Consider the following 16,594-nt stretch of genomic DNA (forward strand, 5'->3'; position numbering starts at 1 on the left):
CTATCGCTTGATGCGCCCACTGGGCGAACGAGCCGCTGACCTGCGCAAACGCCGAGCGTGGAGGACGCCGCCATCCGGTGGTGACCGACGACGACCGACCAGTACCGACCGTTTCACCGGAGCTTGCGGCGGCGTCGAAGCCGAGCAAGCTCCATTCTTCTAACTCACCGCGCCCTCCTCCTCGCCGGCCCCGTCGTCGGCGAAGACGTTTCAGGGGTCTTCTCAGATGACGGTGTAGGTCGGCCGGGCGCGTCGGTCCGCAGATAGACGTCGAGGTCTCCCGACGACGGAGGTTCCTACGTCATCCATCCGAAAGACCTCGACGTGTCCGACGCTACCCCGCCGGCCGGCTTCGGCCGCCCTGACCTGACCGCCTTCGCTCGACTCGACGGCCTCGGTCGGCACACCGGCGCGGACCTGCTCACCGACAAGCAGAGCGACAGGCTACGCGCGCTGTTCGTTGATGACGCTCACGTCGAGGTCGAGGCGACCTGGGGTGTCTACCAGCGCATGATCGCCGCCTATCGCCACGAGGACCGGCAACGTGGCCGCGAGCTCATGGAGAAGCTGATCACCGACCTCAGCGCCGGCGTCCCCAAGGTGCTCACCGAGCTCACCACCCTGGGCCGGACCCTGAAGAAGCGAGCCGCTGACGTGCTCGCCTACTTCGAACGACCCGGCACCAGCAACGGGCCGACCGAGGCGCTCAACGGACGGCTCGAACACCTGCGCGGCTCCGCACTCGGGTTCCGCAACCTGACCAACTGCATCGCCCGAAGCCTGCTCGAGACCGGCGGCTTCAGACCCCAACTCCTACACCCCCGATTGGGATGAGCCGCTCAGCTCCGGCGCGGCCGCCCCGTGAAGTGCTTCACCCCGTAGACCAGGAGGAGCAGGATGCCGCTCAGCTGCAGGGCGAGCGAGAAGCCGGAGGCGAATTGACCGGCCGGCCACACCAGCCTCAGCACCAGCGCGACGAACATCGCTGTGACCCCGACGACGAACAGGACTCGATTCCGCATCCGTCGAGTCGACCATCCGCACGCGGGCCCTGGCCAACCGCCAGTGCTCAGCTCAGGCGCTCGGTCAGGTGGACGGTGACGACGTCGCCGAGGTCCTTGCCGATCGTCTTCCGCAGTTTCGCGCTGATCGACAGCATGTGACCGCCGGTGCCGTTCGGCAGCAGGCCCGCGGTCACCGGCTCGCCGTCGACGGTGGCGACCACCTTCACCGACCTCCCGGTGCCGAGCAGCTCGACGGAGCCGGGCACCTCGACGCACGACCAGAGGTCGCCCTTCACGGCGACACCGATCGGGGCGGTGAAGGCGAGGTCCAGGGGGCCGGCGCTCATGCGCTCTCCTCCGCGGACGCCGCGCTCTCGCCGGAGGAGTCCTGCCCGCTGTACCGGTCGAGGATCTCGTCGTACATCGCGGCGTCGAGCAGACCATCGGACAGGGCCCGGCGGACCTCCTCGAACTCCCCGGGGTCGAGGGTCGTCCAGTCGAAGCCGTCGCTCGGCGATCCGGGCCGGTAGCGCCGGCGGCCGAGCTCGTCGACGGCCTGCTCCCGCGTCAGCTCCCCCGCGGCGAAGCGCTGCGCGATCCCGTACGGTGTCGCGCCGGAGAAGCCGGAGCGCACGTGCGGCAGCGCGGCGGCGGCCTCGATCCCGTCGGACACCTCGTCGATCGACATGCGGACCCCTCCCGTCCGAGGGTCCACCGACCCTCCCGTCGACCCTACGACGAGACGTCGCATCCCGGTCGGGCCGGGCGACGCGCACTGCCCTCGACAGGCGGCTACCGTTCCTCCATGACCGGACGCGCCGCTACGTCCCGGCACGAGTTCCGCGTCGACTCGCGCACGCTCGTCGCCCACGACTTCCTCGGCACTCGAGCCCCCAGGGCTGCAGTCGTCTGGTGCGGAGGGACACCGCACACCGGCGCACTCCTCGCTCCCCACGTCGACGCCGCTGCGGCGCGCGGCATCCGGCTCGTCTCCGTCGCCCGTCCCGGCTTCGGCGGCTCGATGCGGGCTCCCGGACGGAGCATCGCGGATGCGGCCGCCGATGTGCTCCGCGTCGCCGACCTGCTCGGGATCGAGCGCTTCGTGGTGACGGGCTACTCCGGCGGCGGCCCGCACGCACTGGCCGCCGGGGCTCTCGGAGGTGATCGCGTCCTGGGCGTCGCGACGTTCGGCAGCCCGGCGCCCTTCAGTGACGACGGAGCGTGGTTCGACGGCATGCAGGATCCGGGCGCTCTCCGCAGCGCGCGCGACGGCCGGGCTGCGCGCGAGGAGTGGGAGGAGACGGCCCGCTTCGATCCGGAGCAGTTCACCGGTGACGACTACTCGGCCCTCGACGGCCCGCTGACGGCGCTCGGCGCAGAGGCCGGACGCGCCTCGGAGCTCGAACAGGGCGGGAGCGTCGACGACGACCTCGCTCTCGTCATGCCCTGGGGAGTCGACCTCTCGCGCCTGGCGGCGCCGGTCCTCCTCCTCCACGGCGCCGCGGACAGGGTGGTCCCGGTCGCGCACGCGGAGTGGATCCGCCGCCTCCACCCGGCCGCGGAGCTCACGATCCGGCCCGGTCGAGGCCACATCGGCGTCCTGCTCGACTGGCCGGACGTCCTCGACCGCCTCCTCGCGGACGGGACCCCCGGGGACCGCCCCGGCAGCGGAGGCTGAGCGTCTCATCGCGGCCGGCAGCGGATCCGACGCGCAAGGTGGGCCTGGAAGGGCCACGCTTCGGGAGGGCTCCCTCCGCGAGGATCACGGCATGGCCCCCCACACGGATCCCCGCCGATGACTCTGCAGGACCTCGCCGACGAGCTCGCCCAGGCTCTCGACCGCCCGGTGACGATCGAGGACGCCTCGAGCCGGGTACTGGTGGCGACGCGCGCGCGCGAGGAGGCGCCCCGCGACGGGGTGTTCCCCGTCCAGGATCCGCGGGGCCGGCTCGCGACCCTCCTCCTCCCCCGGGAGCGGCCCGCGCCGCTCACTCCGGCCGAGTACTCGCTCATCGACGCGGCCGTCGGAGCGATCCGCCGCCTCCTCGGCCCCTCGACGCGGGCGGGCGGCAGCTCCCGGCGCGCGGACGTCCTCGCGGCGCTCCTGTCGGGCGACGGCGGCACCCGGCGCGCCTCCTTCGCCGAGGCGGTCGAGCGCCGCTGGCTGCGCCGGGACGCCCAGACCGTGGTCCGCGCGGTGCGGCTGACCGGCCCGACCGGCTCCCTGCAGCGGACGGCGCTGGCGCGGCGGATCGACGCGAGCGCCGCCTCCGGCCTTACGTTCCTCGGCGACCAGGAGGGTGTGCTGTTCTTCGTGAGCGTGGAGGCGCCCGAGGCCGCCGCGGAGGCGGACGACGTCCTGCGGGCGGAGGCGCGCGGCCGCGGCACGGCCGTCGACGCGATCGGCTCGGCGCGCTTCGACGTCCGCGACGACGACCTCCTGCCGACTGCCGAGCGGGCCGCTCTCGCGGCGACCATCGTCGGCTCCCTGCCCGACGGCCGTAGCCGGGCCGACATCGCCGAGCTCGGGGCCTGGGTGCTCCTCGCCTCGATCGGGGCGGACAGCTCGCAGCTCGCCATGCTCTCGCCGGCCGCGGCGACGCTGCTCGAGCGGGGCGACGAGGTGCAGCGGCGGACCGTGGAGGCCTACCTCGACGTGCGCGGCAGCGTGCGGGAGGCGTGCGGGCTCCTCCACATCCACCGCACCACGCTCTACTACCGTCTCGACAACCTGCCCGAGGCGGTCCGGGACGCGCTCGACGACGGCCTCGCCCGCAGCACGCTGCACCTCTGCCTCAAGCTGATGAAGTTCCGCGACGGGCTCGAGCGGCGGCGTGCCTCGTGATTGTGCCCGGGGACCTCCCGCAGGTCCGCCTCTACGGGCGGCGCGAGAGCCGCGACGCGTGGGAGATCCGCGACCTGCTCTCGCGCAGCGTCGTCTCGTTCTCGTGGACGCCGATCGACACGGACGAGCAGTGCCTCGCCGTCGCCGGGCACCCGCTCGCCACCGCGTCGCTCCCCCTCGTGGTGTTCCCGGACGGCAGCCGCGCCTCCGATCCGACGCTCGCCGAGGTCGCGGCCCGGCTCGGCTGGGTCGGCTCGCCGCGGCTCGCCGAGTACGACCTCTCCATCTACGGAGCCGGTCCGGCCGGGCTCTCGGCCGCCGTGTACGCCGCCTCGGAGGGGCTGAAGGTCGTGGTCCTCGAGCGCTCGGCCATCGGCGGGCAGGCCGGCTCGAGCAGCCTGATCGAGAACTACCTCGGCTTCCCGCACGGGATCGCGGGAGCCGATCTGGCCGAGCGCGCGCGGCAGCAGGCCGTCTCCTTCGGCGCCGAGCTGCTGCGGATGCGCGAGGGGATCCGCGGGCGCTTCGCCGACGACCGGATCCACGCGCTGCTCGCCGACGGGACGACCGTCGTCGCCCGCACCAACATCTGCGCCACGGGCATCCAGTGGCGCCGGCTCGGCCTCGAGCGCGAGGACGAGCTGCTCGGCGTCGGCCTCTACTACGGTGCCGGCACGAGCGAGGCGCCGCTCTGCGAGGGCGAGGACGTCGTGGTCGTCGGAGGCGGCAACTCGGCCGGGCAGGCCGTGATGAACCTCTCGGCGCACGCGCGGCACGTGACCATGCTGGTCCGCGGCCCGGATCTGGCCGACAGCCTCTCCTCCTACCTCGCGGAGCGCGTCGTCCGGCAGCCGAACGTGACGATCCTGCTCGACTCGCGCGTCACCCGCCTGCACGGCGCCGACGCCCTCGAGTCGATCGAGGTCGAGAACTCGGCGACCGGCGCGCACGGGGCGCTGGCCACCTCCCACCTCTTCGTCTGCATAGGGGGCGAGCCGGATACGACGTGGGCGGCGGAGACCGCGATCGTCCGCGACTCCGGCGGCTACCTCGTGACGGGACCGGACCTCGCCGGCGAGCACGCGGCTCGCGACTGGCCGCTCGAGCGGGCGCCGTTCTACCTCGAGACGAGCGTCCCCGGCTCCTTCGCCGCGGGGGACGTGCGCCGCAGCTCGGTCAAGCGCGTCGCCTCCGCCGTCGGCGAGGGCGCGATGGCCGTCACCTTCGCCCACCGCCACCTGCAGGAGACCTCGTGAGCCGCCGGCTGCCGACGGTGCGCCACGGCGTCGGCTTCTGGATCGTCGCCGCGACCTTCCTGCTCGTGATGGCGTACTCCACAGTGCCGACTCCGCTCTACCCGCTCTACCAGCAGCTCGACGGCTTCCCGCCGTTCGTGATCACCGTCGTCTTCGCCGCCTACGCGGTCGGAGTGATCGTGAGCCTGTACCTCGCCGGTCACGTCAGCGACTGGCTCGGCCGCCGCCGAGTGCTGCTGATCGCGGTGCTCGTCTCGGCGATCTCGGCCGTGCTCTTCTCGCTGACGACGGAGGTGCCGGGGCTGATCGTCGCCCGCTTCGTCAACGGCGTCAGCATCGGGATGCTCACCGCCACCGCCACCGCGCACCTCGGCGAGCTGCGCGCCCGCGCCCGGCCGGACGAGAACACGATCGTCGCCGCGTCGATCTCGGGCGCGGTGAACCTCGGCGGACTCTCGCTGGGCCCGCTGCTCGGAGGGGTCTTCGCCGAGTTCCTGCCCGATCCGCTCCTCCTGCCGCACCAGGTGTTCCTGGTCGCGCTGCTCGTGGCGGGCCTGGCGCTGCTCCTCGTGCCCGAGACGGTCGACGTGCCGGAGACGGCGCCCCCCTACCGGCCGCAGCGGCTCTCGGTGCCGGCGGACGCGCGCCGGGCGTTCCTGCTCGCGGCGTTCGGAGCGTTCTCGGCCTTCTCCGTCCTCGGCCTCTTCACCTCGCTCGCACCGACGTTCCTGGTGCAGACCTTCCAGGTGCGCGACCACCTGCTGGCCGGCGCGACGTCCTTCGCCGTGTTCGCCTCCGCGGCCCTCGGCCAGCTGCTGCTCGTGAAGGTGGGGACGCGCCTGCAGCTCTCGATCGCGGTGGCGGGCTGCGCGGTCGGGCTGGCGGCGGTCGCGGCCGGAGCGATCGCTCCGCAGCTGGGAGTGTTCCTCGCCGGGGCCGTCGTCTCGGGCTTCGGGGTGGGGCTGCTCTTCAAGGGCTCGATCGGCACGGCGGTCGCCCTCGCGGATCCCGCCCGCCGGGGCGAGACCCTGGCGGTGGTGTTCCTGGTCGCGTACACGGGGCTCGCGGTGCCCGCACTGGCGGCGGGAGCGGCGCTCGACCTCGTCGCCGCGACGACGGTGCTGACGGTGTTCGCGGCGCTCGTGCTGGCGGCGACCGCGACGGCCGGCGTGCTGCTGCGCGCCCGCAACGCGGCGGCCGGGCGATGAGCGGCGGAGCGGGGCGGCGCTGCGGGGTGCGGGCCGGCGGCCGTCCGGGTGCCGGCCGCGTGCACCCCGGACGGCCGCCCGCCGCGTCAGAAGTCCTCGCGCCGCTCCTGCTCGGCCTCGGCGGCCGGCTCGAGCGCGGCGAGATCCCCGAGCGCGAGGCGCAGCTGGCGCAGCAGCCACTCCTCGGTCAGCGCACCCGCGTCGAGCGCGTCCAGCCGGCGGAGGCGCTCGGCTGCCGACCCGGTGAGGTCGGCGGGCGTCCCCGCGCTCATGCGCCGTACCCCGCTCCGCGGAGCAGGCGGCGCAGGTCGACGAGCTGCTGCTCGTCCACGTCCTTGTGGTGCGGCCGGTGGAGGGTCTCGGTCGTCGAGCCGACCGTGACCGAGAAGGCGCCGTCGTGCTTCTCGTGGACGGTGCCGACGGCCTCGAGCAGCGTCAGCACGTCCGCCCAGAGGACGTTGTGGCTCGGCGAGTCCTCGAGCAGCCGCTCGAGGGTGTCTCGCTGGTTCGAGTGGAGGTGGCGGGTGTCGATCATGAACGGCCCTTCGGTGTCTGCGCACGCGCCCCGGTGGCGGTGCTCGGCGTCGCGTCCGACGGTAGGCGCGCGGGTGGAGCCGGTGCGCGAGTCGGATGACTCGAAGAGCGGACGCCGCGGGGCGGCCCCGCGAGAGGTGCGGCCGTGAATCCGGAGCCGGGCGACCGCCTCGACGAGGAGGACTCTCCCCGCACGCCCGCGCTGCCCGAGGCCGCCGTCTCCGCCGCGTCGCTCCCGGACCGGCCGGCCGCGTTCCTCAACGCCCTGCTGACCGAGCACTTCGTGCTGGAGTCGGCGCGCGGGATCACCGTGACGGAGTCGAGCAGCCGCGCCTCGCTCTACCTGACGATGCTCTCCAGCTCGCTCGTGGCCTTCGGCTTCCTTGCCCCGACCCGGTACGCGATGGGGTTCCTCGCGGTGATCATCCCGGTCGTCGTGCTGCTGGGGGTGTTCACCTACGAGCGGCTGGTGCAGACCTCGATGGAGGACATCGCCGCGCTGACGGCCATCCAGCGCATCCGCCGCTACTACGGAACGCTGCTGCCGGGCGCGGGCGCCTACTTCGCGGTGCCGCGTGGCCGCCACGCGCCGAACGAGCTGCTCGAGATCGGCCGGCGGCAGAGCTGGCGGGGCATCTTCTTCACGATGTCCTCGGCGATCGCGGTGGTCAACTCGATCGTGGCGGGCGCCGGAGTCGCGCTCGCGCTGACGCAGAGCGGCGCGGACGAGGTCCCCGCGATCGCGTGCGGGATGGCGGCCGCGGTCGTCCTCGCGGTGCTGCACGGGGTGTACCAGTTCCACCGCTACCGGCAGATGCGGCTGCGGATCGCCGAGGCGGAGGCGCTGGACGGGGTCGAGAGGGGGTGACGGGGCGGGGCCCGGCCGGCGGGCGGCGTCCTGAGCTGACGGGCGCACTTGAGGCGCCGCGTCGGCCGCCGGCTGGTCAGCTGGCTCCGACCTGCTCCCGCGACTGCTCCCGCGACTGCTCAAGAGTTGTCGCACTCGACGCCCAGTGCGACAACTCCTGGACTCTCGTGGCGATCGCTCCTCGGCGGGCCGCCGCGAACATTCAGCAGTCGCCGTGGTCGGTCGCGAGTACGGCGACTCCTGGCTACTCGCCGCCTGTGGACAAGCGTTGGGCGTCGGCGGCTCCGACGGCCGCGACTGCTCGAGAGTTGTCGCACTCGACGCCCAGTGCGACAACTCCTGGACCCTCGTGGCGATCGCTCCTGGGCGGGCCGCCGCGACCATCCAGAAGTAGCCGTCGTCGGTCGCGAGCACGGCGACTTCTGGCTGCACGCCGCCTGCGGACGTGCGCAGGGAGCCGGCGGCCGGCGACTGTCCAGGAGTTGTCGCAGTCGATGCCGAGTGCGACAACTCCTGGACTCTCGCGAAAGTCCTGCGCTCTCGCGGAGGCGCGCGGCTCAGCCGCGCTCGGCGCGCTCGGCGAGGAGGTACTGCCAGTCGCGCGGCATGCGGTCCTTCGGCCCCGGGGTGGTCTGGCTCGCCGGGTGGCTCTGCGGGTCGGCCAGCGCGGGGCCGTCGGCGTAGTCGTCGGTCCGGTAGTCCCAGAACCAGTCCTCGCCGGGCTCGAAGCTGCGGATGATCGCGTGGCCCGTCGAGCGGTAGTGGGCCGTCGCGTGGCGGTTCAGCGAGTCGTCGCAGCAGCCGATGTGCCCGCAGAGCGCGCAGCGGCGCAGGTGCAGCCACCACGAGCCGGACTGCTCGCACTCGACGCAGCCGGGGCCGCTCGGCGGGACGGAGGGGTCGATCATCTGCTGCGACGTCATGCGCTCAGCATGCGCCTCCCGCGGCGGCAGGCACCAGGTCGGATGACTCGATCCTGCGGCTCCGTCACGCGCTCCGGGCGTCCTCGAGGCTGAGGAGCGCGTCGCGGAGCCCGGCCCGCGAGGTCACCCCGAGCTTGGGGAAGATCCGGTACAGGTGCCCGCTGACGGTGCGGGGCGAGACGAAGAGCTGCTGGGCGATCTGCTTGTTCGACAGGCCCGCGGCGGCCAGGGAGACCACGCGCCGCTCCTGCTCGCTGAGGTCGGCGGCGACCGGCGCCTCCCCCGCTCCGCCCGCCGCCCGCAGCTCGTGCTGGGCGCGGGCGAGCCAGAGCTCGGCCCCCACCGCGGCGAATCCCGCGGCGGCCTGGCGGAACCGGGTGCGCGCCTCCAGCGGGCGCATCCGGCGGCGCAGCCACTCGCCGTGGCAGAGCTGGACGCGCGCCCGCTCGAACGGCCACTCCTCGGAGGCCGGGTCGAGGGAGCGCTCGAAGAGGGCGCCCGCGCCGCCGGTCGGATCGAGGACCGCGGTCGCCGCGAGGGCGAGCATCCGCCCGCGGGGAGCGAGGGGCCGCGCGGCGAGTTCCGCCGCGGCCGCCGCCAGCTCGGCGCAGTGCTCGGGCAGGCGGAGGCGCGAGGCGGCTTCGGCGGCGTCGAGGAGCTCCAGCGGATCGCCGCCGGCGCGGGAGGAGGAGCGGGCGTGCGCCTCCTCGAAGCGGCCGCCGCCGAGGTCGAGCGAGCACAGGGCGTGATCGGCGGCGCGCGCGACCGACGCCGCTCCGTGCCGCAGCGCCCAGGCCGTCGCGCGCTCGGCGCACTCGAGGGTGCGTGCGCGGTCGCCCTGCACGGCGTGGACCCGGGCTCGAGTCGCGTCGATCAGCGCGCGCACGGCGGGCAGGTCGTCGGCGCGGGCGGCGGCGCGGGCGAGGTCGGCCGAGGCGTCGTCGAGGCGACCGCCGTCGAGTGCGGCGGTGCCGCGGCGGAGGAGGGCGAGGGCGCCGGGCAGGCCGTCCGCCTCCTCCCCGCCGTCGAGGAGCCCGGCGAGGCGGTCGCGGCGCTCGTCCGAGACCTCGAGCAGCGACCAGGCGAGATGCAGCGCGACCGTCTTCCACGGGTCGCCCGTGACCGCGGAGTCCTCGGCGAGCCGCAGACGACGCTCCCACTCCTCGTCCGGGACCGGCCGCACGCAGGCCTCCACGAGGCGCAGGACGGGATCGAGGGGGCGCTCCTCGCCGACGGCGAGCGCCTCCTGCCACCACGCGGGATCGCCGCGGAGCATGCAGGCGAGGTGGAGGACGGTCGCCAGCAGGTCGGCGGCGGCGTCGTGAGGGGCGACGCGGTCGGCGGAGAAGCTGCTGGCGTCGTCGCGGGAGGCGTCGGTCTCGGCGGGAGCGACACCGCCGACTGGAGAGGCACCACCGACAGGAGAGGCACCACCGACAGACGAGGCACCGCCGGCGAGCGAGGCACCACCGACTCCCGCGCCCCCACGCCCCACCCGAGCGCCGAGCCCCCGGAGGGCCGCGCGGCGGACCCCGCCCACGTCCCCCGTGCGGAGCAGCGCATCGGCCAGCCGCGCCGCCTCGACGCCGGCCCCGGGAACCCCGCCGTCCTCCCGCGAGCGCTCGACCACCCGCTCGAGGGCCGCCGCGTCGCCGGTGAAGGCCGCGACGGCGGCCGCGCGCGCCTCGAGCTCCTCCCGCAGAGCAGCACCGCGCGCACTCGAGCGCGCCTCGGCGAGGAGGAGCAGCGCCTCCTGCGGCCGACCCGCGCGGAGTCGCTCCTCCGCCGCGTCCCTCAGCAGCCGCGCCCGCTCCTCCGGCCCGGCGGCGTCGTCCGCCGCGAGCAGCAGGCGGAGGTGCGGGGCCGACTCCGGGCGCTCGGCGAGCCGCCTCCGTGCCGCCCGCAGCGCTCGGGGCGTCGCCGTCGAGAGCACCACCGCTCGGACCACCGGGTCGCGGAACGCACGGCCGCCCGCCGTCAGGATCCCCGCCTGCACCAGGGCGCTGTCCCCGTCTCCGAGGGCCGACCCGATGCTCTCCGGGAACTCGGCGCCCGCCACCGCGGCGACCAGGAGCGCCTCCCGGCACTCCTCCGACAGCGGAGCCAGCAGGTCGAGCACCCTGGTCTCGGCCTGCTCGAGCCGCGGGTAGACCGGGAAGGGCGAGGGAGCGTCCTCGTCGGCCCAGGCCCGCCCGAGGACGTCGAGGAGCAGCGGATTCCCCTCCGCGACCCGCAGCAGGCGCGCCTCGACGGCGAGCGACCGCCGGCCGCCGTGGGCGCGCAGGAAGCCGCAGGCCGCCTCCGCGTCGAGGGGCTCGGTGCGACGGTGCCGGAGGCCCTCCCAGCCGGCGAGGACGCGCCGGTCGCCGGTGGCGAGGAGGCAGGCGGCGCCGACCTCGTCGACCAGCCGGGTCACCAGGGCCTGGAGGGTCTCGCGGGCGGCGACGTCGAACCGCTCCCAGTCGTCGACGACGATCAGGAAGCCGGGGTCGCAGGGCGAGGCGGAGGAGTCGCGCACCCGCTGCAGACGGCCGATCAGCGTGGCGAACAGCGCGAGCGAGGACGCGCCGATCACGGCGTCGCCCCGGTCCGGCCGCACCTCCACGACCTCGCAGCCGGCGGCGCGAGCGGTGGCCGCGGCGGAGCGCAGCATGTGCGTCCGGCCCGAGCCGATCCCGCCCTCGACCACCAGGAGCCGCTCCCGCGCGGGCGACGCCGAGCTCAGCATCCGGACCACCACGTCCTCGGGGGCGCTCGGGTGCGCGGGCGGCGAGGAGAGTGCACTGATCGTCATCGCGACTCCTGAGGGACGGGTTCCGAGGACCCCATGCTGACCGCCGGGCGCGGCCGCGCTCTCCTCCCTCTGTCGGAACCCTCCGGAGCGCTCCCTCTGGCGAACCGTCCCGAGCGCCCGGCCCCCGGTCGGCGCCGGGCAGGAGGCGCAGCAGGGCAGTGGGCCCCGCGAGCGCCCGACGGTACTCTGTGTCCCACCGGACGACCGGTACGGCCCCACCCCCGCACGACCGCCGCTCGACCCGGCGGGTGATCCGATGGAGTCGCACGATGAGCTCTCGCAGCCCCCTCGCGGAGTTCCTCCGCGCTCGCCGGGCGGCGCTGCGGCCGGAGCAGGTCGGCGTGCCGACCGCGGGCACCCGGCGGCGGGTGTCGGGCCTGCGCCGCGAGGAGGTCGCCGACCGCGCCCGGATCAGCCGCGACTACTACCTCCGCGTCGAGCAGGGGCACGCGGTCGCCCCGTCCGACCAGGTGCTGAACGCCCTCGCCGAGGCGCTCGCCTTCGACGAGTTCGAGCGCGCCTACCTCTTCCGGCTGGCCCGGCTGCGCCCCGGCCCGCACGGTCCCGACTCTCCTCCGCCGGGCCAGGGCGTGGAGTCGCTGCTCGCCCACTGGCCGAGGACCCCGGCGTACGCGTTCGACCGCAACCTCGACGTCCTCGGCGCGAACGACCTGATGAGCCGTCTCGCCCCCGACAAGGGCGTGCCCGGCGCCAACATGCTGCTCTCCACGTCCCGCGGCTACGTGCGCGCCGTGGCGAACGGCGACCCGCCGGACCAGCTGCAGGCGTGGGGCCAGGTCTTCCGCGAGCTGATCGCCGCGCTGCGGTTCTACAGCGACCCCGACGATCCGCGGCTGCACGAGATCGTCGGCGAGTGCTCGGTCGAGAATCCGCTGTTCCGGTCGATCTGGGCCGAGTACCAGGTCCGCCCCTTCACCCACCGGTGGATCCGCGTCCACGTCGAGCCGTTCGGCTGGCTCGACCTCGAGATGCAGACCCTGGAGCTCGCCGGCGCTCCGGGCCGGTACGTCGTGACCTACCTCGCGGCAGCGGGGACTCCGGCGGCCGCGGCCGTCGACGTCCTCGCCTCGCTGCGACCCGCTCCGGAGTCGGGCACCGCGCTGGCGGCCCCGGCCGGCGCCTGATCAGTGGCGGCGAGCCGCGCGAGCGCCTCGCGGCCCGCCGCGTCACCCGCCTCGAACAGGAGCAGGAGGCGCGCGCCGTCCCGGACCAGCCGGTAGTCCATCGGAACGGAGCCGACCGCGGTGTCGAGGAACACGACCGACCCGCGTGCGTCGGCCTCCGCCCCGGCCGCCCACGAGTCCGCGAACCGGGGGCTCCTCGCCGAGAGCTCCCCGACGACCGTCAGGAACTCCCGGTCCCCCCGGTGCCGCTCGAGCGAGTCCCGGAGCATCGCCGCGACCTGGTCGGCGGCGGACCCCCAGCAGGGCAGGTCCTCGACCTCGGACGAGTCCAGGAAGGTGAAGCGGGCGATGCTCACTCCCGGGGCGAAGGCGGGCGAGAGCGCCCGCGCGAGCGGAGTCGCGGCCAGCACGCGCAGGTGCCGGTCCAGCAGCACCGCCGCCCTCCCCGCCCACGGCAGGAGCGCCGCCTCGTGATCCTCCGCCATGTCCCCGTCCCCTCCGCGCGTCCCTCCCTCAGCGCAGCGGAGTGATCCCCTGCGTCCCGGGCGGGAAGGTCGCCAGCACCTCCTCCGGGATGTTCAGGTGCTGCGCGACCAGCGACGGCGGCAGGTGGCTCAGCCACTGGGCGAGCGACACCTCCTCGTAGCGGGAGCTCTTGAAAGTCTCGATGTAGACCAGCGTGTCGTCGCCGGTGTTCTCCACGTAGTGGCCGAAGTTGCGGCGCACGACGCCCACGTCTCCGGCGTGGAAGTCGGTCGTGTTGGCGTGCGGGCCGGTGTTGAAGACGGTCATCCGAGCGGATCCGCGGAGGTAGTACTGCCACTCGTCGGCGTTGGGGTGCCAGTGCAGCTCGCGCATCGAGCCGGGCTCGACGGTCGTCAGCGCGGCCGAGACCGTGCGCGAGGCCGGGAAGTTCGTGCTGTCGGCGATCTGGATCCGGCCGCCGCTGTTCTGGTGCACGGGCTCCAAGCGGGAGAGCCGGAAGATCACCGCCTCGTCGCCGTCCTGCACCCCGGCCGCGGCCCGGTCGGCCTGGAGGTCGCCGGGCACGTCGCCCGGGAAGATCCAGAGGTCGTGCAGCGGGATGTCGCGGAAGACCTCCTGCGCGACGCCGAAGTTCTTCGCCAGCACGTCCGGCGGCGTGTGCGCGAACCAGTCGGTGAGCAGGAGCGTGTTGCTCTCGGACTGCTCGCCGTCGTCGAACGCGAGCACGAACTCCGCCCCGTCCGGGCCGAGGCCCTGCAGGGAGTGCGGCAGGCCGGGCGGGAAGTACCAGAGGTCCCCCTCCTGCACGTCGTCGACGCTGGGCCGGCCGGTGCGGCTGAGCGTGGTGATGCGGCAGTTCCCCTTGGTCATCAGCGCCCACTCGGCGCTCTGGTGCCAGTGCAGCTCGCGGATCCCGCCGGCCTCGAGGTACATGTTCACGCCGGCGATCTCGTTCGAGATCGCGAAGTCGGCCTGCGTGAGCTCGCGCGCCCAGCCTCCCCGCTGCACCCGCCGCGGCGAGATGTTGAAGGAGGACCAGAAGAACGGCTGCGTGCTGATGTCCGTCGCGGGGGCGGCGATCTGGTTCGGGAACAGTCCCTCCAGGACGCGGTTCTGCGGGCCGGTCATCGTGTTCGCCGAGGGATCGCCCTCGGTGTTCACGATCCCCTCCTGGGGGAGGTCCGGGTCTCCGAAACCGGGGGTCTCGTGGTGCGGAGCGGTGCTGTCGTCGGGTTCCACGGCGTTCTCCCTGCTGATCGTCCTGCGCGCCTGCGCTGCTCCGATCCCACCGCTCCGGCCCGGGCGGCACCACGGTCATCCGACTCGATCCGCCCCCCGACGACCGGCCGCGCTCAGCCGCCCAGGCCCTCGAGCACGTCCCGCGAGGGCACGAAGTAGACCCCGCCGGTCGTCGCGGTCGAGAAGTCGAGGAGGCGGTCGTGCCGGCCCGCGGGCACGCCGACGAACATCCGCGTCAGCATCGTCTCGATCACCGACAGGTCGGCGGCCAGGCCGAGGAAGTACGTGCCGAACTCGCCCCTGCCGGGCCGGCCGAAGGGCATGTTGTCGCGGAGGATGTCGTGCTCGGTCCCGCCGGCGTCGACCACGGTCGCGAGCCCCTTGTGCGAGAGCTGCGCCGGATCGTCCTCGCGCTCGACGTTGTCGGCCTTGCTCCGGCCGATGACCCGCTCCTGCTGCTCGGTGGTGAGCGCGTGCCAGGACGTCAGGTCGTGCAGGTACTTCTGCACGACCAGGTAGCTGCCGCCCGCGAACGCCGCGTCCTCCGCGCCGATCAGCGCGACGCGGGGCAGCGCCTCCCCGGTCGGGTTCTCGGTGCCGTCGACGAAGCCCAGCAGGTCGCGGTTGTCGAAGTAGCGGAAGCCGACCACCTCGTCGCGGACGACGACGTCCTCGCCGAGCGCGTCGAGCAGGAGGCGCTCGAACTCGAAGCAGGCGTCGTCCCGCTCCGCCCGGATGTGGAACAGGAGGTCGGTCTGCGTCGAGACGGCCGTGTGCGCCGCGCCGACCACCTCCCGGAACGGGTGCAGCTGCGCGGGGCGCCCCTCCCCGCCGAAGCGGTCCCACGCGTCGCTCCCGATCCCGACCAGGCAGGAGAGGCGCAGGCCCAGGTCGCGGAAGCCGACCGCGCGGAGGATCCCGCCCACGTCGGCGACGACGTCCCGCACGCGGTCCGCGGCGTCCTGCCCGCCGACGATGTCGAGCGAGAGGAAGACGGCGGACCGGCTGAGCGGAGCGACGACCGCCTGCGGCTCGATCGGGACGCGGTCCTCGACGGTCACCGGAGCACCGCCCGCTGGGGCGTCGTCGTCCTGCGCGTCGGCAGGGCCGTCGTCGTGGGCGTCGTCGTGGGCGTCGTCGTGGGCATCGCGACCTCCGATCCGCGCGCCGCGGGAGGGCGCGTCCGCCGCGATCCTGTCAGCGTCCGCGGTGCCGGTCACGAGTCATCCGACCCCACTCGGCGAGCGCGGCCGGCGGCCCCGGCACCGCCCGGGCGACCAGGTCTGGACGATCGTCGGAACATCTCCCCGCGCTCTTCAGGGAGCGCTCCCACGCCCCTATCGTGGAGCCGCTCCCCACCCTCATCCGGGGAGGCACCACCTTGGACACGACCCGGGCCGGGCTCGGGATCGACACGAGCACGGAGGTTCGAAGATGCCGTTTGTGACCACGGACGACGACGTCGAGATCTACTACAAGGACTGGGGCAGCACCGACGCGCAGCCCATCGTCTTCCACCACGGCTGGCCGCTGTCGTCCGACGACTGGGACGCGCAGATGCTGTTCTTCCACGCGCACGGCTACCGCGTCATCGCGACCGACCGCCGCGGGCACGGACGCTCGACCCAGGTCGGCACCGGACACGACATGGACCACTACGCCAGCGACGTGAACGCGGTCGTCGAGCACCTCGACCTGCGGAACGCGATCCACATCGGCCACTCCACCGGAGGCGGCCAGGTCGCGCGCTACGTCGCGAAGTACGGCGAGCCCCAGGGCCGCGTGGCCAAGGCCGTCCTCGTCTCGTCGGTCCCGCCGCTGATGGTGCAGACCGAGGCGAACCCCGAGGGCACGCCGATCTCGGTGTTCGACGGCTTCCGCGACGCTCTCGCGGCGAACCGCGCCGAGTTCTACCAGGCCGTGGCCTCCGGGCCCTTCTACGGCTTCAACCGCGAGGGCGTCGAGCTCTCGCAGCCCGTGGTCGACAACTGGTGGCGCCAGGGCATGACCGGATCCGCGCTCGCGCACTACGAGGGCATCAAGGCCTTCTCGGAGACGGACCAGACCGAGGACCTGAAGGCGATCACCGTCCCCGTCCTCGTCACCCAGGGCGACGACGACCAGGTCGTCCCCTACAAGGACGCCTCGCTCAAGCAGCACGAGCTGCTGCAGAACTCGACGCTCAAGATCTACGAGGGCTACCCGCACGGCATGCTGACCGTCCACGCCGACGTCATCAACCCCGACCTGCTGGCCTTCATCCAGGAGTAGCGCGGCACGCTCGCAGGCGCG

The 16,594-nt window shown here is 74.0% G+C and carries 18 protein-coding genes and 1 pseudogene; 9 read left to right on the plus strand and 10 right to left on the minus strand.

The window, feature by feature from the left end; genetic code table 11:
* Positions 1-402 precede the first annotated feature (402 nt).
* Positions 403-834, plus strand: a pseudogene (locus C5C57_RS10880) (transposase); the annotation flags it as partial.
* A gap of 5 nt (positions 835-839) precedes the next feature.
* On the opposite strand, the gene C5C57_RS10885 reads toward C5C57_RS10880, so the two are convergent.
* The 3 genes from C5C57_RS10885 to C5C57_RS10895 are packed head-to-tail and all read right to left on the minus strand — an operon-like array spanning position 840 to position 1,692.
* Positions 840-1,022 (minus strand): hypothetical protein, encoded by a 183-nt coding sequence (locus C5C57_RS10885; RefSeq protein ID WP_104248148.1) that lies wholly within the window; start codon positions 1,020-1,022, stop codon positions 840-842.
* A gap of 47 nt (positions 1,023-1,069) precedes the next feature.
* Positions 1,070-1,351, minus strand: a complete 282-nt coding sequence (locus C5C57_RS10890; protein WP_104224783.1) for a DUF1905 domain-containing protein — start codon at positions 1,349-1,351, stop codon at positions 1,070-1,072.
* Positions 1,348-1,692 carry a hypothetical protein gene (locus C5C57_RS10895; RefSeq protein ID WP_104224782.1) on the minus strand — a complete coding sequence of 115 codons (345 nt, stop codon included), beginning with the start codon at positions 1,690-1,692 and terminating at the stop codon, positions 1,348-1,350. The genes C5C57_RS10890 and C5C57_RS10895 overlap by 4 nt, the downstream gene beginning before the upstream one ends.
* Before the next feature lie 117 nt (positions 1,693-1,809).
* Here C5C57_RS10895 and C5C57_RS10900 point away from each other — a divergent pair, with 117 nt between their 5' ends.
* From C5C57_RS10900 to C5C57_RS10915, 4 genes are all read left to right on the plus strand, one after another.
* On the plus strand, positions 1,810-2,682 hold the full coding sequence (locus C5C57_RS10900; protein ID WP_104248149.1) for an alpha/beta fold hydrolase: 873 nt from the start codon (positions 1,810-1,812) through the stop codon (positions 2,680-2,682).
* Positions 2,683-2,799: 117 nt separating this feature from the next.
* Entirely contained in the window at positions 2,800-3,849 is a 1,050-nt protein-coding gene (locus C5C57_RS10905; RefSeq protein ID WP_104248150.1) for a helix-turn-helix domain-containing protein, read from the plus strand.
* On the plus strand, positions 3,846-5,105 hold the full coding sequence (locus C5C57_RS10910) for an NAD(P)/FAD-dependent oxidoreductase (protein WP_181027260.1): 1,260 nt from the start codon (positions 3,846-3,848) through the stop codon (positions 5,103-5,105). Before C5C57_RS10905 ends, C5C57_RS10910 begins: the two co-directional genes overlap by 4 nt.
* Positions 5,102-6,313, plus strand: coding sequence for an MFS transporter (locus C5C57_RS10915; protein WP_258072459.1), 1,212 nt, complete (start codon positions 5,102-5,104; stop codon positions 6,311-6,313). The genes C5C57_RS10910 and C5C57_RS10915 overlap by 4 nt, the downstream gene beginning before the upstream one ends.
* A gap of 86 nt (positions 6,314-6,399) precedes the next feature.
* On the opposite strand, the gene C5C57_RS10920 is transcribed toward C5C57_RS10915, so the two are convergent.
* Both C5C57_RS10920 and C5C57_RS10925 read right to left on the minus strand, forming a co-directional pair.
* Positions 6,400-6,585, minus strand: coding sequence for a hypothetical protein (locus C5C57_RS10920; protein ID WP_104224778.1), 186 nt, complete (start codon positions 6,583-6,585; stop codon positions 6,400-6,402).
* Positions 6,582-6,848 carry a hypothetical protein gene (locus C5C57_RS10925; protein ID WP_104224777.1) on the minus strand — a complete coding sequence of 89 codons (267 nt, stop codon included), beginning with the start codon at positions 6,846-6,848 and terminating at the stop codon, positions 6,582-6,584. The genes C5C57_RS10920 and C5C57_RS10925 overlap by 4 nt, the downstream gene beginning before the upstream one ends.
* A 144-nt stretch (positions 6,849-6,992) precedes the next feature.
* Between C5C57_RS10925 and C5C57_RS10930 the strand changes: the two genes are divergently transcribed.
* Positions 6,993-7,715, plus strand: coding sequence for a hypothetical protein (locus C5C57_RS10930; RefSeq protein ID WP_104224776.1), 723 nt, complete (start codon positions 6,993-6,995; stop codon positions 7,713-7,715).
* A 214-nt stretch (positions 7,716-7,929) separates the two neighbouring features.
* A complete protein-coding gene (locus tag C5C57_RS17770; protein ID WP_146082415.1) occupies positions 7,930-8,109 on the plus strand; it encodes a hypothetical protein in 180 nt (59 codons plus the stop codon).
* A gap of 163 nt (positions 8,110-8,272) precedes the next feature.
* On the opposite strand, the gene C5C57_RS10935 is transcribed toward C5C57_RS17770, so the two are convergent.
* Positions 8,273-8,638, minus strand: a complete 366-nt coding sequence (locus C5C57_RS10935) for a UBP-type zinc finger domain-containing protein (protein WP_104248151.1) — start codon at positions 8,636-8,638, stop codon at positions 8,273-8,275.
* Positions 8,639-8,702: 64 nt separating this feature from the next.
* Positions 8,703-11,432 carry a LuxR C-terminal-related transcriptional regulator gene (locus C5C57_RS10940; protein ID WP_104297623.1) on the minus strand — a complete coding sequence of 910 codons (2,730 nt, stop codon included), beginning with the start codon at positions 11,430-11,432 and terminating at the stop codon, positions 8,703-8,705.
* Between the two features lie 269 nt (positions 11,433-11,701).
* Here C5C57_RS10940 and C5C57_RS10945 point away from each other — a divergent pair, with 269 nt between their 5' ends.
* The gene (locus tag C5C57_RS10945) at positions 11,702-12,577 is read left to right on the plus strand and encodes a helix-turn-helix transcriptional regulator (RefSeq protein WP_104248154.1); all 876 of its coding nucleotides are present in this window, start codon (positions 11,702-11,704) and stop codon (positions 12,575-12,577) included.
* On the opposite strand, the gene C5C57_RS17775 is transcribed toward C5C57_RS10945, so the two are convergent.
* The 3 genes from C5C57_RS17775 to C5C57_RS10960 form a co-directional block, all read right to left on the minus strand.
* Entirely contained in the window at positions 12,469-13,062 is a 594-nt protein-coding gene (locus tag C5C57_RS17775; protein ID WP_146082416.1) for a hypothetical protein, read from the minus strand. The genes C5C57_RS10945 and C5C57_RS17775 overlap by 109 nt on opposite strands.
* 28 nt (positions 13,063-13,090) lie before the next feature.
* Positions 13,091-14,302 (minus strand): cupin domain-containing protein, encoded by a 1,212-nt coding sequence (locus C5C57_RS10955; protein WP_258072002.1) that lies wholly within the window; start codon positions 14,300-14,302, stop codon positions 13,091-13,093.
* 113 nt (positions 14,303-14,415) lie between these two features.
* Positions 14,416-15,522: a Dyp-type peroxidase gene (locus C5C57_RS10960; RefSeq protein ID WP_308471464.1), complete on the minus strand. Its 1,107-nt coding sequence runs from the start codon at positions 15,520-15,522 to the stop codon at positions 14,416-14,418.
* Positions 15,523-15,736: 214 nt separating this feature from the next.
* On the opposite strand from C5C57_RS10960, the gene C5C57_RS10965 reads away from it, so the two are divergent.
* Positions 15,737-16,573 (plus strand): alpha/beta fold hydrolase, encoded by an 837-nt coding sequence (locus C5C57_RS10965; protein WP_104227375.1) that lies wholly within the window; start codon positions 15,737-15,739, stop codon positions 16,571-16,573.
* Positions 16,574-16,594: the final 21 nt, after the last annotated feature.

Source organism: Rathayibacter sp. AY1C5 (assembly GCF_002931705.1).
Taxonomy (GTDB): Bacteria; Actinomycetota; Actinomycetes; order Actinomycetales; family Microbacteriaceae; genus Rathayibacter.